At 25.7% G+C, this 17150-nt stretch carries 10 protein-coding genes; 2 read left to right on the forward strand and 8 right to left on the reverse strand.

Annotation, left to right across the window (positions count from 1 at the left end):
* Positions 1-651: 651 nt before the first annotated feature.
* Positions 652-4134, reverse strand: a complete 3483-nt coding sequence (gene polC, locus MBBAR_RS01530) for a DNA polymerase II large subunit (RefSeq protein WP_080459532.1) — start codon at positions 4132-4134, stop codon at positions 652-654.
* Between the two features lie 676 nt (positions 4135-4810).
* Between polC and MBBAR_RS01535 the strand changes: the two genes are divergently transcribed.
* The gene (locus tag MBBAR_RS01535; protein WP_080459511.1) at positions 4811-4969 is read left to right on the forward strand and encodes a preprotein translocase subunit Sec61beta; all 159 of its coding nucleotides are present in this window, start codon (positions 4811-4813) and stop codon (positions 4967-4969) included.
* Positions 4970-5107: 138 nt separating this feature from the next.
* On the opposite strand, the gene MBBAR_RS01540 is transcribed toward MBBAR_RS01535, so the two are convergent.
* The 5 genes from MBBAR_RS01540 to purB all read right to left on the reverse strand — a co-directional run bounded on the left by MBBAR_RS01540 (position 5108) and on the right by purB (position 10597).
* Positions 5108-6310 carry a potassium/proton antiporter gene (locus tag MBBAR_RS01540; RefSeq protein WP_080459512.1) on the reverse strand — a complete coding sequence of 401 codons (1203 nt, stop codon included), beginning with the start codon at positions 6308-6310 and terminating at the stop codon, positions 5108-5110.
* A gap of 264 nt (positions 6311-6574) precedes the next feature.
* Positions 6575-6829 carry a hypothetical protein gene (locus MBBAR_RS01545; RefSeq protein WP_080459513.1) on the reverse strand — a complete coding sequence of 85 codons (255 nt, stop codon included), beginning with the start codon at positions 6827-6829 and terminating at the stop codon, positions 6575-6577.
* A 260-nt stretch (positions 6830-7089) separates the two neighbouring features.
* Entirely contained in the window at positions 7090-7773 is a 684-nt protein-coding gene (locus MBBAR_RS01550; RefSeq protein WP_080459514.1) for a DUF998 domain-containing protein, read from the reverse strand.
* 221 nt (positions 7774-7994) lie between these two features.
* Positions 7995-8837, reverse strand: coding sequence for a pirin family protein (locus MBBAR_RS01555; protein ID WP_080459515.1), 843 nt, complete (start codon positions 8835-8837; stop codon positions 7995-7997).
* 410 nt (positions 8838-9247) lie between these two features.
* Positions 9248-10597 (reverse strand): adenylosuccinate lyase, encoded by a 1350-nt coding sequence (gene purB / locus MBBAR_RS01560; RefSeq protein WP_080459516.1) that lies wholly within the window; start codon positions 10595-10597, stop codon positions 9248-9250.
* A 453-nt stretch (positions 10598-11050) separates the two neighbouring features.
* On the opposite strand from purB, the gene MBBAR_RS01565 reads away from it, so the two are divergent.
* Positions 11051-11893, forward strand: coding sequence for a hypothetical protein (locus tag MBBAR_RS01565; RefSeq protein WP_080459517.1), 843 nt, complete (start codon positions 11051-11053; stop codon positions 11891-11893).
* Between the two features lie 231 nt (positions 11894-12124).
* On the opposite strand, the gene MBBAR_RS01570 is transcribed toward MBBAR_RS01565, so the two are convergent.
* Together MBBAR_RS01570 and MBBAR_RS01575 are read right to left on the reverse strand one after the other, a co-directional pair.
* A complete protein-coding gene (locus MBBAR_RS01570; RefSeq protein WP_143746092.1) occupies positions 12125-15025 on the reverse strand; it encodes a heavy metal translocating P-type ATPase in 2901 nt (966 codons plus the stop codon).
* A gap of 385 nt (positions 15026-15410) precedes the next feature.
* Positions 15411-16646: a metal-dependent hydrolase family protein gene (locus MBBAR_RS01575; RefSeq protein WP_080459519.1), complete on the reverse strand. Its 1236-nt coding sequence runs from the start codon at positions 16644-16646 to the stop codon at positions 15411-15413.
* Between the last annotated feature and the right edge of the window lie 504 nt (positions 16647-17150).

Raw genomic sequence — 17150 nt, forward strand, 5'->3', positions numbered from 1 at the left:
TTAATAATTAAACTTACTCTAGTAAATTAATTTTTAAATACAAATTAATATTTTAATTTAAATACAAAATATTTTATTTAAATACAAACTAATATTTTATTTAAATATAAACTAATATTTTAAAATTAATTTCATTTTAAATATGAATTAATAAGAATTATTAATAATATTTATAAAAAGAAATATATAAATATTCGTATGATATCAAACAAATAATATGATATAATAATTAGCGAATTTACATACACATCCCTGAATTTTCATAAAAAAATTAATAATTCATTGTCTAATTATATGTAAAATCTAACATATATAACTTCCTAAGTTTTTAATAAAAACGAATTATTCTAATAACCATCAAATAAATGAAAATAATCAAAAATTAGAGAATTATTAAATTAATTAAACAAAATATAAAAATAAATCTTAATTCTAAACAAATAAAAAGAATAAACAAAATATCTAAAGATCAATTATAAAAATATCTTCCAAAATAGAGATATCATTTAAATAAGAATATCTAATAAATAATAAAAACTCCGTTTTTAAATTATAAAATCAGAAATGTTATAAATATAAAAAATATCTTTTAAATAAATAATCTATGAAAAAATTCTAATAAAAAAAATATTATTTATAAGAAAGTATTATTTATAAGAAAATATCAAGAGAACTTTGTTTAGATTTATCACTTTCAAAAAGAGAATCGATACCAAACTCCTGTATTTCTAATCTTTGGGTTAAATAATGAGTTATGGGATATCTAGCTACTAAATCCCTTGATATTTCAAGATATTTAATTACCGATCCTTTTGAAACACTTAAAACTAAATCTGATCCACATTTACATTTTCCTGTGAGAGGCATTCTCCTATATTTAGAACCACAAGAGGTACATCGAACTTTTTGCTTTGAAAATGCTCTTACATTACCCATAATGTCTGGAAGGAAATGAGAGCTTAATACTCCTTCAACAACACCTCTTTGATCAACAGCCCGAATTTTTTCAGCTAATTCAATCTGCGATTCCACTTTTTCTTTCATAGAAGGTAGGGTTTTATATAAGCATATATTAGGACCTGCGTGAATATTAGAGGTATTATGAGAAAACATCAAATCTTCATATTGTTTATATGTTCCTAAATGCATTGAAACATTATCAACTAAATCCAAGGCATCTGAAGGTTTAACACCCTCATAAGTTTTTTCAAAGAAGCTTTCTGAAAAATTAGCTAAAACATCAATATTATGGGACTCATCATCGATTTCTTCAGGATCAATTCTTGAAGATAAAACTAAAGGGGCATCCATACTTCCACCACGAGTACTAGGAAGATATGATTTTGAAAAATTAATTAAAGCATCAAGAAGTAACATAACAGAATCTTCATCACTATCACAATTCCTTCTTTTTGCAGAATGGAAATAAGGATGAGCATAACAAGCTAAAGCCTTTGTAAAACCAACAATACGGCCTAAAACACCAGCAGAGGTGTGAGGAGCAAGACCTACTATTAAATTACCTATTAAATCTTGTTTTTCATTTACATTATAAAATCTATCCATAGAATAAAATTTATCAAGTAAATCATCCACATAATTAGCTACATTAACTAAATAATCCCCACAGTTGTTAGATATAACTACATCTTGGACTTTTAGCTCAATTACTTGATTTTCATCTTCAATAGGATTTCCATAAGCATCTTTATCATAACCCATTTCAAGTAGTTTTTTTACTGTTACTCCAATCTCTTTAGGAATAAAATGAGTTAAAGGAAGGTCTGTGGAATCATGCCTAATTGTAGCATCTTTAAATGTGAATACTTCATTTTTAGCTCTTAAAACACCTTTTTCAAGAGGTTCAGGAAGTTTTGATTCAGAAATCATTCCTATAACCCCTTTAATCTCATCTACTCTCCTATATGACACATTATCAGAAGCTTTTCTTAACATTCCAGATAAGTTTATATTTTTACGACCCGGAGATCCAATTTCAGTAGGAGAGCCACAATGAGGACAAATTGAATTAAATGAGCTTAACTGACATTGAGGATTTGTACAAACTCTTCTAGATAATTCAACAGCTATTTTTCCTTTTTTAGATGCTTCGGCCACAAGCCGCCTGTTTCCACCGAAATTTCCTATAGGGAATAAAACATGAGGAGCAGGACGCATTAATCTTTCTTTAGATTTTTCTGGTCTTCCAACTCGAGTTCCAATATATATAGGAGCTTTATCTTTTATTATAACTGGAGAAACATTATTTAAAGCTTCAAGAGTTGATATATTAGAATTATCTAAATCATCTCTAGATATCTCTTTAGATAAAGTATGAATTAATGTATAAGCATCATCACGATCTAAAATAACCTTAACATCACCATTTTTATCAATTCTTCCTTCAATTTTATGAGGAACACCAATAACTTCTAAAATTCGTTTTTCAAAAGATAAATCAAGTTTAAACTCTTCAACATTTTCATTATAACTTTCTTTATATTTATTTATCCATTTAATTAATGAATTTAAATCTTTCATAGAAATATCATTATAACAATAAGTATACAAAGGATGTAAAGGAACATCATACTTTTTTGAAATTTCAAAAGCTTCTTCAGCAGAAATATAACTATATTCAGACATTTCTAATTTACCAAGATTTTTTAAAGTCAAATCAGGATTTGAATCCAAAAGAGAAACGTTTTCATCAAAAATGCTTGAATTTTTAATAGTTTCAATCCACCATTCTTCACACCAAGCTGAAGGAAGAAGAGTCTGATTATTCCTTAAAAATTCTCCAAAAGCTACTAACATATCACCTAAAAATAAGATTTCAGCTACTTGACCTTTAACAGCCTTTGCCTCTTTTACAGAATTAATTTTAACTACATCACCATTTTTTAATTTTATAATAGGTCCTTCGATTGAGTCTACTGGAACAACACAATTTCCTTTGCCAGGCCTTTCAATTTTAAGTTGAGTTCCAACAGCTAAAAATTCAAGAAGCTGCATTGTAGCAGGATTTACACCCATAGCTGCAAGTCCAGTATTTCTACTTCTCCCATATCGTAACCTAAATCCTCCTTTTTCTGAAGGATAGCCTAAAACTGGACGTCCACCAATAATATCCTGAATATATTTAGCATTTTCTTTAGCAGTCTCATGCTTAGATTTTTCTTCTTTATTCTCTTTCTTATTTTTCTGTTTATCTTCTTGTTTATCAGTATTTTCATTTTTTTCATTTTTTTCTTTTGAATAACCTTCTAACCAATCCCAACCATCAAGTTTAAGAGTGTGAGAGTATTTTAAGACTTTTGAAGATTTCTGAATAATACCTTCAACCATTGCAAGTAATGCTCCTCCCCTAATGTTATTAGTTTCAACACGCTCTAAATCCCTATGGGATACTTCAACCTGGTCAGTTTGTTCACCAGTAACTTCAACAGGAATATTTTGAGCTGCAAGACGTACTTCTTCAGGTTTTGGAGAATATTGGAGATTAGTAACCTCTGATTCATAAAGTTCAACTTCTTCTACATATCTCTCAATTTCTGCATCAATTGGTTTATAATTACTAAGATTAGTAGCTACTTTAATACAATCTCCAATAAGAACAGCAAGTGCTGCAGCAGTTCCTCCTGCACTTCTAATTGGACCTGCAAAGTAAACAGCCAAATATTCTGTTCCATCAAAGTTTTTTTTAATTTTAACTTTAGCTATACCTTCTATAGGAGCTGCTACTACACCTTCTGTTAAAATAGCTAAAGCTGTTCTTAAAGCTTGATCTGCAATCTGTTCTCTTTTTGAATCAAATGTTTCTCCAAAAGATTCATAAACTTTTTTCTCTTTTCCTCTACTATTATTTAAATCTTCTTCGATTTTCTGAGAAGATATTTCAGCAGCTAATTTAAATGCAATCTGTTCACGAGACCATGAAGGATTTTTTTCTTCAAGTTCTTTCATCCTTTTAGCTACTCCCACAGGACCAACAAGTCCCTCAACTCTTTCAGCTAAATCCTTAGCTAAAGGAATCTCAGTCTCAGTTTCAACATCAAATCCTTTAGAACGAGCCTCATTAGCTATTTTATAGAGATAATGAGTTTCTTTTTCTAGTTTTTCAAAATAATCCATTTTTATAGTGTTTTCAGAATCTTCCATCTTACCTAATACATCCTTTAATTAGCTATAACTAAAAAATAATCCAAATCAGCAAACATTACACTAAAAAAACAATATTTATATGGCTGTGCAAAGTTTATCTTACTATGTAATCTTTTGTTCAAACTAGTATTTATTATTAAGGGTTAGTTTAATTTTATAAATCTCAGTAAAATAATATCAAAAATGATTAAATAATTAAAACTAAAATTAATAAAAATAAAATCAATAAAATTAAGATTAATAAAAATAAAACTAATAAAAATAAAATTAATAATAGCTAAATAAAATTAACAATATTAAATAAGATTGGTGAATTAAACTAAGCAAATTTACAAATATTAAAAATGAGATTAATAATAAATAATTAAAATAAATAAAATTAATAATAATATTAAAATTTAATAATAATATTAAAATAATTATTAATGTAATATTAATATTATATTAATATTTAAAAATAATATAATTATAACTTAGTTTATAAACATAGCTATAAACATACTCTTATTATATATTATAATAATATTACTATAAGTATAAATATAAGAAATAATATAATATTTATCAATATTAAATTTATTTATATTTATTATAATCATATTTATAATCTATTATACAATATTTATATTTCATTATCGGTGATAAAATGGCAAAAAAAGATCAAAATATGCTTCCTCCGACAGGGGCAGGATTAGTACGATACTTTGATGAAGAAAGTACTGGACCTAAAATTTCTCCAGAAGGAGTTGTTATTGCAACAATAATTTTAGGAATCTTCTGTTTTATATTAAATTTTTCAAATTAAAAATAACAAAATTTCTAAAACTATATCTAAAACTAGATAATATAATTTATCTTAAATAATATTATATCTAATATCATATTATCTAATTATTATATAATTTTACTTATTATCTAATTCTAATTACTTATTTTTAAATATTTAACAAGTAGAGAGCAAATCAAGCTTTCTTGCAACAAATTTAATAGTTCCACCTTGTAAAATTACTGAGATTATTGTAATAAAAAATACAACATTAAATATTGTATAAGCCTCAGGAATTCCTGCAACTAAGGGATATGTAGCAAAAACTATAGGAACCGCTCCTTTAATTCCTGTCCACGACAAAAATACCTTTTCTTTTAAACTCACTTTAAATGGAATCAACGAAGTGAAAACAGCTATAGGCCTAGAAATAAACATTAAAGCTATTGCTATTACTATACTAATTCCAGCAGTTTCTAATAACTGATTTGGGAAAATAAACAACCCTAAAACTAAAAACATTATAACCTGCATAAGCCATGCTAACCCTTCGAAGAAAGTTGTATTTGTTTCATTAGATAGTTTAGCATCTTTTATCATTTTAGCATTACCTATCATGATTCCTGCAATATAAACAGCTAAAAATCCATTTGCACCAACTATTTCAGAAATTGAAAAGGTTAAAACAGCTAAAGCAACTAAAAGAACTGGATATAAACCCTTAACATCCAAATTAACGTTTTCAAATAATTTTATAGATAATTTACCAGATATAACTCCAAATACCGCCCCAAGAATCAAAGACTTCAAAAATAAGAATATGATACCTTCAATAGAAGTTGTTGGGTGAGTTAATAGTTCTATAAAACTGATTGTAAGTACATAAGCCATTGGGTCATTTGCCCCACTTTCAAGTTCAAGAGTTTCAGCAAGATTTTTTTTTAATTTTATTTTTCCAGATCTAAAAATTGAAAATACTGCTGCTGCATCAGTAGAAGAAATAATAGAACCCATTAATAAAGAAAGTACTATATCTATTCCCAATAAATAGTGAATAAGTAATCCAGTGGCAATAGCCGTTATTAAAACACCAACAGTAGCTAAAACAGCTCCTCTAGAAGCTATTGGCTTCATTTTCTTAGTATTAGTATCCAAACCACCAGAAAACATTATTATAATTAATGCAAATATACTAATATACTGAATATATGTATAGCTATCAACAGAAGGAGTAAAAAGAGTATTTCCATTGAAAAAAAGTCCAAGCAATAAAAAAACAATGAGAGTTGGGACACCAATATAAGAAGAAAGTTTACTTAATAATACCCCAGCTAAAAGTAAAGAACCTATAGCTAAAAGTATAAGTTGAATATCAATCATCTTAAATTTTCCATAACCCGATATTTAAATTTTTAATTAATTATATAAATTAACTTTAATTATATTAAATTTTTAATTCTATTTTCGATTTTAAAAATTTTATAAATCGATATATAATATAAAAACTATATTTAAGAAAATATTAAGTTCTAAAATAAATTAAAATAATATTTCTGAGTTTTATATTATTACAATATTTTATCTAATTTTTTTATTATATAAGCTTTTTGCCTTAATTTTGAAACAAAAACATTGAAAGATGATTTATAGATTTATTTCTTCAATATTAAAGATAGCTATAGCACTAACCGCTTCATCATCTATATAAAAACGAAGATTATTTTCATCAATTTGTAACTTATTAAATGCAAGGGTTACCTTATTAATAAATATAAAATGAATTTTTTCAGATTGATATGATATATCATTTTTATTTTGTAAAAATACTGGTTTTAATCCATTATCTAATTCATCAGATTCGATTTTTTTGAAAATATTAATTAAATCCTTTTGATCCATCTAAAACACCTGTAAAATTATAAAAGTTAAAAAAATATTGATAAAAATTATACTAGATTAAAATATACTAGATTAAAATTATACTAAATTAAAATTATATTAGATTAAAATATATTCAGCTATAAACGTTAGGTTAAAGTATATAGAAGGTTAAAGTATATAGATTAAAAATATTAAGTTAAAAATATTATAATCTAAAGAAATATTAAAAAGTTAAACATTATTAAGCTGAATGTTAAGATAAAAAGTATTATTAATAGTTAAGCTTTATTATCTATTAAAAAATAAATTGAAACTAAAAACACCCAAATAAATCCTATTGTAAATGTTATTCTTTCTAAAAGCCCTGCATAATATTGTATTCCAATAAAATTAGAAAATCCTAAATTACTTATCAAAAAGGTTATTAATACTATCATACCAGACAAAGAAGAATAAACTAACCAATTTAGCTCTCTTTTATAAGTGAAATAATTTCCAAAAATGAAACAAGCTAATGCTATCCCAAAGAAAAAAATTGTTAAAAACAATCGATTCAAAATACTTCTCAAATATTCATTAGATAACATTTCAGGTGTAAAATATCCATTAATATAACCTGTAGTGAAACAACCTGCACCAATTAATCCCAAACCACAAATAAATATAAAAATATAAGTCCATTTAGAAATCTGATTAAATCTCATTTTACTTAACTTAAAAAATCCAAATGCAAATAAAATTAGTAAAATTCCTGTTAAAATGAAAGTAAATGATTGTATCCATCCAAAAGACCCAATAGCTAATGAACTTATAGACATTTTTAAAGGATTATAAGAATATTTAAAAATTCCTTGAATAATCCAAGAAAATGTAAATATAAAAGATGCAATAGCACCACATGAAATAAGCCATTTATAATTTAGATTCTTTAGAATATCATTGTCAATGTTTTTATCTTTCATTTGTTCCACCAATAAGATTAACTTATTAAAATTTATAGTTTATTAATATTTATAATTTGATATAAATTAAGAATTAAATAAATTTAATTAAAATCAATGACCCCCATAAAATTTCAATTAAATTTTAAATTAAAAAATGATGAAACAATGCAGAAAAAATATTAAAATATTAAAAAATTATCTAAAAAAATATTAAAAAAGCTAAAGTTATGCTAAAGTTATTATTTAATGAATTTACCTAATCTAAGTTCACGAAAAGCTTCATCTAATTCTTCATCAGTATTCATAACAATAGGACCTCCCCAAGCAATAGGTTCTCTAAGAGGTTTACCTGAAAACAACATGAAACGTAATCCATTGGCTCCAGCTTTAGCTTTAAAATGATCTCCTTCATCAAAAATAGCTACAGTCTTATTATCAACAATAATATCCTCATTTTCTCCAAAAAACCCATTTCCTTCAAATATATAGATAAATAAATTATTTTCTTCATTTGATGGAATTTCAAACTCAAAACCTGGATTTAAGCTAATATCAAAAATAATGACTTGAACATGGCGAGTATCAACACCATCAATATTATCATATAATCCAGAAATAACTTTAACTACACCACCATTTTCTGGAAGATCGATAGATTTAATCATATCCCTAGTAATATCAAAATAAGCAGGTTCGTCCATCTTGGACATTTTTGGCATATTTAACCATATTTGAAGACCAAAAAGTTTATCAGATGCCTGAGGCATCTCTTCATGAAGAATACCACTTCCAGAAGTCATCCATTGAGATTCTCCCTCTTTAATAGTCCCTCCATTACCTAAACTATCTTTGTGATCAATTTCTCCCTTTATAAGATAGGTAATAGTTTCAATTCCTCGGTGAGGGTGCATTGGAAAACCTAAAATATAATCTTCAGGGTTTTCACTATCAAAAGCATCCAGCATTAAAAATGGGTCAATATCATAGACATCACTAGGACCAAGAACTCTTATTAAATGAACACCTGCACCATCAATCACAGGTTGGCCTTTTACTGTTTTAAAAATATTTCTTGTTTTCATTTTTAACCCTCAACTTCTTTAATTAATAAATCTCTATTTAAAAGATAAATAAAAAAATTTTATAATAATCAAATTAGATATGAAGAGTTGTTTTAAGACACAAATATGAATATATATTTGTGTTTAATGAGTATTAAAAATTTGGATTTCCATATTTAAAAACTAGAAATAGAAAAATAAACTAGAAAAAATAAAAGTAATAACTAAAATAAGTAAAATTAAAATAAGATAACTAAAATTAAAATAAAATAATGACTTAAAATAAAATAAGGACAAAATATAATAAAAAAGGAAAAAAATATAAAAAGATAAAAGTATTAAATAAGAATATTTTAGAAATATTTATAAAAATACTGAATAAATACAAAAATTAAATAAATAAGATAAAAAATAATTTATTTAAAATTAATCTAAAACCAATCTTTAGATGATTTTAAAACTTCATCAACTATTTTTTTAGAAGAACCCAAATAAGTATGAGGATTCATGATTTTTTCAACATCTTCCTTGGATAAAAATTCTTTAACTTCATCTTTAGTTAATATAACATCAAAAAGAGGTTCATTTTCTTTATTAGCTTTTATAGCACATTCTCTAACAATGCCATAAGCAGTTTGTTTTCCCATACCACTTCTTGTCAATTCAGCCATAAGACGTTCTGCCATGATTAAACCATTAGTTAAATTAAGGTTTCTCTCAATATTATCATTATAAAATACCAAATTACTCATTAACTTAATAGTTAAATTTAAAATGTAATCAGTTAGAATACAAGCTTCGGGGAATATAATTCTCTCACAGGAAGAGTTTGTAAGATCACGTTCATGCCATAAAGGATTATTTTCCATGGCTGCGACAACATAAGATCTAACAACACGTGAAACACCACAAATTCTTTCAGCAGTAATAGGATTCATTTTATGAGGCATTGTACTACTTCCAACTTGTTTTTCAGGATCAAAATATTCTCCAAGTTCCATAATTTCAGTACGTTGAAGATTTCTAATTTCAAGAGCTATTTTATCAAGAGTAGTAGCTATATTAGCCATTACCATCATAAATTCAGCATGATTATCCCTCTGAACAACTTGATTAGTTATTTTAGCTGGAGGAAGATCAAGGATTTCAGCCACCTTTTTATGAACTTCCCATCCAATTTCACCTAAAGCAGCTGTAGTTCCAACAGCTCCATCCATCATAGCAACACAAAGATTTTTCTTTGATTGTTCAAGTCTATCATATTGTCTTTTAAGTTCATCTGCCCAAAGAGCAAATTTCATACCATAAGTAGTTGGAAGAGCATGTTGTCCATGAGTACGACCTATACATACAAGTTCCTTATTTTCATCAGCTAATTTTAATGTAATATTAGCTAATCTTTTTACTTTTTCTTCTAGAACTTCTATTGATTCTTTAAATAGAAGAGATTGTGAACTATCAACTATATCATTAGATGTAGCACCAAAATGAATATATTCGCCTGCATCACCTTCACACTGCTCTCCTAGCCCTTTAACAAGAGCAGCTATATCATGATTAGTTTCTCTTTCAATTTCATTTACTCTATCCAGTTTAACATATTTAGTGCTTGCTTTACTCCTTATCTCATCAGCTACTTCTTTTGGTATAATTCCAAGTTGAGCTTCTGCTTGAGATAATGCAGATTCAACATCTAACATTTTTTGCAATTTATTTTCAGATTCCCAAATATTTTTCATCTCAGGAGTTCCATATCTAAATTCAATAGGGTGAATAGCCATTTAAACTCTCCTTTATTATTAAAATTTATTAGGTTTTATTAAAAATTGTTAAAAATTATTAAAATTTATTAAAATTTATTAAAATTTGTTAAAATTTGTTAAAATTTATTAATTTTACTTAAAATCTATTATAATACATAAAAATATGATTATTTTATAATTATTTTATAATTATCCTATAATTTATTCTATAATTTATTCTATAATTTATTCTATAATTTATTTTATAATTTATTTTATAATTATATTTATTATCAATAATTAGTTATTAATAATTAATTATTAGTTTAAATTCATTAATAAATATATTTTATTTTAAAAAAGAAATTATTGATTATAAAAAGATATAACAAAAACAAAAAACAATATGAATATTAAAAAATGAAAAATGTATAAAATAATATATAAAAATGCATAAAAATATTGACAAAAACTTAAAAATGGAGGCTTTAAATGAAAGACTTAAAAAGCGTGAAATCAATTGATTTATCATCTTTAACAATAATAGGTACTTCAATTAGTTTTATTTGGAGTATTGTATTTTCAATAATTATAATAGCTATTTTATCTTTAATAATAGGTAGATTTGATATTAGCTTTACAATTATTGGAATAGGAATTATTTTTGGAACATTAATACTTAGCATATCTAAATATTTTGGTGTCTCATTTTTATATAATTTCTTTATAAAACGGATGAGAGATGTTGAAATAGGCATTGATAATATGGAAAGTATTACAAATATCTCAATACTATCATTATCCTTAATAGTTGCAGTTATCTCATTAGTTGTTTCAATAATCATTTATCCAATTATATTCCTTATGTTGTCATTTGTAACAATTCTATATTCATTAATACAAGCAATTAGTTTACAAGGATTTTCATGGCTGGTTTATCCAATTAGTCTTGCATTTGATCCAACATTCATTTTATATTCATTTGTAATTAGCCTTGTATTTACAGGAATAGGAGCATTTATATTTAATAAAATTAGTCCAAAGATTGGAGGATTAAAAGTATTATTATCTAAAAAGGACAATATGACTTCAATAGATTATATAAATCCTAAAAATGCAGGAATAATTTCAGGAGTTATTTGTTTAGTATTTGGTTTAATATATGGATTAATATTTAGTGTTATTTCTGTAAGTCTTCCAGCCAATCTAATATTAATTGTATTACTAACTATTGGAGGATTAATTGGAGGATTCATATATGGAGCAATAAGTGCTTATTTATACAATTTCTTTAGTAAAAAATTCTCTCCTGTAAAAATAGAATTAAAAGATTAGAATATTAAATATGGTTAAAACTAGAATATTAACGATTAAATATTCTAATAATAATTCTTATCAATATTCTATTACTTATTCTTATTAATATTCCAATGATAATTCTTTATTAGTATTCTATTATTTATTTTTATTAATATTCCACTAACTATTATCTTACTAATAATTTTCAATTTTTTAAAATAATCGATGAATTTTTAGTTTTTAAAATAATCTCTAAAATATAAACTATTATTTTTTTATAGGAGGAATATAATTTCTTAACATTAAAGAAAGAGAAATCACAGTAACTGAACTTAATGCCATTGCTAATCCAGCTAATTCTGGTCTAAAAAGTATTCCAAAAAACGGATAAAGTACCCCTGCAGCTACTGGAATAAGGATTATATTATATGCAAATGCCCAAAATATATTTTCTTTAATACGAGTCATTACTTTATTAGAAAATTGAATTGCTGCAACCACATTTTCTAAATTTCCTTCCATAAGAACAATATCACCACTTTCCATTGCTATATCAGTTCCACTACCTAAAGCTACACCAACATTAGCTTGAGAAAGAGCTGGAGCATCATTAATACCATCACCTATAAAGACTACTTCTTTAGAATTCTTTTTTATCCCTTCTATTTTACCTTCAATTGTTTCAATCTCTTTTTTTAATTTTCCTTCTTTTTCTTGTTTAAAACTTTCTTGATTTTGAATTTCAACAACTTTATCCAACTTTTCATTAGGTAATACATTAGCCATTACATTATCTATTCCAACAGATTCAGCTACACTTTTAGCTGTTTTTTCATTATCCCCAGTTAACATATAAGTACTTATATTCATCTTATGAAGTTCATCAATAGTTCTTTTAGAATTATCCCTAATTTTATCAACAAGAGTTATTATACCTTTAATATGATTATCATACACTAAAAATATTGTAGTTTTACCTTGACTAATAAATTCATTATATTTTTCTTGAGCATTAGAATAAGTAACAATATTTTCAGTATCAGGAATATTTTCATCCCTTAAAAGAGAATTATTACCTGCTAAAACTGTTTTTCCAAAAATTTCCCCTTTTAATCCTTTTCCAGTCACATTTTCAAAATTATCAACTGATTCAAGGTTTATGTTAAGTTCATCGGCTTTTTTTACTATTGCTTTAGCTATTGGATGATTAGAATTATTCTCTAAGCTAGCTAATAATTTAATAACTTCTTTTTCAATATCTTCAGTATCCAATTCTTTTAAATTTTCGTTTTCTTTGTGAATATTTTCTTCATTTACTCCATTATTTTTTAAAGGTTTTACATTAACAGGTTTTCCAGGGACAGAAGGATCATCTACAACTATCCATTCACCATTAGTATTTTTTATTACTTCATTCCTCTTCAATATTGATTCTGTTTCATCAATTATGAAAATATCCTCAACAACAGGTTTACCCTCTGTAATAGTTCCAGTTTTATCAAAAGCAGCAACACTAATATTACCTGCATTTTCTAAAGTTTCACCATTTTTAATCAAAATTCCATATTCAGCAGCTCTCCCAATACCAACAGTAACAGCTGTTGGAGTAGCTAAACCTAAAGCACATGGACATGCAATAACAAGAACAGAGATAAATGTTGTAAGAGCTAATAAAAGAGTTGAACCAGCAACAAAGTACCAACCAATAAAAGAAAATATGGCAATAGTTAAAATTACAGGAATGAAATATTTTACAACCTTATCGGCTATTTTTTGAACAGGAGGCTTAGAAGATTGAGCTTTTTCAACAAGGTCAATTATTTGAGATAAGATAGTCTCTTTTCCAATTTTACGAGCTTTAATTCGAAGTACACCATCTTGATTAATAGTTCCGGCAAAAACGTCTTCTCCTTTTGTTTTAAGTTTTGGTATTGGTTCACCAGTGATCATTGCTTCATCAACATAACTATTCCCACTGAAAACAACAGAATCAGCAGGGATCTTATCACCAGGGCGTACAAGAAGTAGATCATCTATAGAAATATCTTCTATCAAAATTTGTTTTTCTATAAATTCATCATTTTCATTTAATTCCCTATTTTCACTTAACTCTCTATTTTCATTTAATTCCCTATTTTCATTCGATTTAGAAGCTTTTTCATCTTTTACTAATAAAGTAGCTGTTTTAGGTTGTAATCCAATTAATTCTTTAATAGAACTGGACGTTTTTCTTTTAGCTCTAGCTTCTAAAAATCGTCCTAACATTAAAAATGATGCTAACATTATAGCTGTTTCATAAAACATAAAACTTGAATCAAGAACAATGTTAAAAGTACCTAGGAAACTAGATATAAAAGCTACTAAAATACCCATAGTATACATTACATCCATATCTAAGTTTTTATGTGCTAATGAATTAAAACCAGCTTTAATAATAGGGTATGAAACATAAACAAAAGGAATTATCGATATTATAAGTGAAAGTACAGACATGGATATTCCAATATCCTCAAATAACATATGTGGTGTAAACATTAATCCCATTAATATTCCAGAAAAAACAAAACCAACAATTATACGATTTTTCTTGTCTTTTATATCTTTTTCATATAATTTATCATCCATATCTGGATCAAGTTGATCAGTTATCCCTAAAAAATCAAATCCAAGATCTTTTATAGATTTTCCCATATCATCAACAGAAACAAGATTTTTATCATAGACTACAAAGGCATTTTCAGAACTTAAATTAACAGATACCTTACTTACCCCATCTAAATTATTTAATGCTTTTTCAATGTTTAGAACACAATTAGCACAATGCATTCCACCAATTTTTAAAGTAACTTCTGATTTACGAACACTAAACCCTGCATCCTCAATGCTTCTATCAATATCAGAAACTTCTACACTATTAGGATCATATTCTACCCTTGCTTTATTTGTATTAATATCAACTTCAGCTTTAGCTCCATCTAATTTATTAATGGAAGTCTCCACATTTAATGCACAAGAAGCACAATGCATTCCCTCAATAGATAGTTCTATTTTTTTAATAGAATTTTCATTATCTTTATGATCATCATCCTTATGATCATTATATTTATGATATTTATCTTTATAATCATTGTCATTATTTTTTTGACTTGTTTTATTATTTTGAGCCATGAAAACACTCCGAAATATAATAATAATTAAAAATATCCTAATCATCTAAAAAAAATAAAAATTAAGAATAATTAATCAGAAATTAGGAACACCTAAATTATGTATTAAAATATCTATCTTAAAGTTATTATATGTTTTGATTATAATTTTAGATTTGATATGATGATTTGATTATAATTGTCCAAAAACTTGATTAATAAAAAACTTATAATATTATAATCAATAAGAACTTGATTAATCAATACAAGTTAATATTAAGAGTATTATGATTAATATTATGGATAATACTATGAATAACAGTATAATAATAGTATAATTAATAGTATGATTAATATATTTTGATTAATAATTTTATTAGTATATTTCAGTATATTAATTGTGTATTCTAATTAAAAATATCCTTAACAATAGTACCATCCTGAATAACCATTAAAATATTATTCGGATTAGATAGATGGCTAATATCCACTAAAGGATTTTTAGAAACCATAATCAAATCAGCAGATTTTCCAATTTCTACTGAACCCACTTCATCATCAATTTCTAATGCTTTAGCTGCTTCAATTGTTCCAGAAGCAATAGCTTCACTTGGGGACATCCCAATTTCACATAATAATTCTAATTCTTTTAAATTATTTCCATGAGGAATGACACCAGAATCAGTACCCATAAGCATTTTAACTCCTTCTTTATATGCCATAATCATATTATCTTTATGTACTCTTTCAGTTTGGAGTCCATTTTCAGCACTTCTTCCTTTTATTATCCCTTGATTAACCTGTTCTACAACACCTTTCATTACAGAACATGTTGGTACTAAATAAATTCCTTTTTTAACCATTAGCTGAGCAGTTTTTCTATCAATAAAAGTTCCATGATCGATGAATTGAATTCCTGCCTTTATAGAATTCTTAATACCACCCAAACCATGGGCATGAGAAGAAACTTTAGCTCCACCCCTCATATCTGCCTCTTTTACAATAGCTTTTAACTCTTTTACATTAAATTGACTAAATTCAGGAGCATCATTAGCACTAATAACTCCACCAGTTGACATTACCTTTATGAAATCGGCTTGAGCTCTGAAAACTTCTCTTGTCTTTTTTATTACTCCCTCAACACCATCACAAACTGGAAGAGGAAATCCAGGATAATTTATAACAGTGTCAATACCAGAATTAAGAGCAAAATCAAAGTGTCCTCCAGTTATAGAAAGAGGCATCACACTTATTTTCATCTTTGGAGCAGGAAATATCTTTTTTTCTACAGCCATCTTTACTCCAATATCAGCTAATCCACAATCACGGACATAAGTAACACCAGCATCAATAGTATCCTTCATATTCTTTACAGCTTGATAAAAGTAATTAGCTAAAGGATTAGTTAAATCATCTTCTTTTATAAAACCATTAGCCATTAAATGAACATGCATATCAATAAATCCAGGAAGAATGAACATTCCCTCAGCATCAATAATATTAGTTCCATCATCAATATCAATACAAGTAGATTTACCAATATCAGCTATTTTTCCATCTTTAATAAAGATAGATACATTTTCCAAAGGTTCATCATAATTAGAATCAATAATTGTTATATTTTTAATTAATATAGAGTTCATAAAACCAATTCCTAATTAACTAATAGAGAGTTAATTTTTTAGTTTTTTAAGTATAGTATATTAATCAATAATATATTATTTCAAATATTTATAATTATATAAAATTAAAGTATTAAAAAGTTCTTGGTCATTTTTACTCTTTGTCAGTTTTTGAATAGTTTCATTATCAAAAATAAATCTTTTTAAATTAATTAAGAAAATGTCTATAAATTAATTAAGAAATAAACATCTTAAAAGAAATAAATTAAAAAATAAATTAATGGAAAAATTAATGGAAAAAGAATCTTTTAATTTAAAATTAAATTAGTACTCTTTATCCAATTATAATCAATGCTTCCCACTAATATTTTAATATATAAGTTTCTATTTTTTAGTTAAACCTAAATTTTAGATGATTTTATATAACACAAGGCTAATTTTAGAAAAATTTAATATTTTTAACTCAATTAAAATGAATATAAATTGATTAAAATGAATATAAATTATTTAAAATGAATATTTTTT

The organism is Methanobrevibacter arboriphilus JCM 13429 = DSM 1125, assembly GCF_002072215.1.
In the GTDB taxonomy this organism is placed as follows: Archaea; Methanobacteriota; Methanobacteria; order Methanobacteriales; family Methanobacteriaceae; genus Methanobinarius; species Methanobinarius arboriphilicus.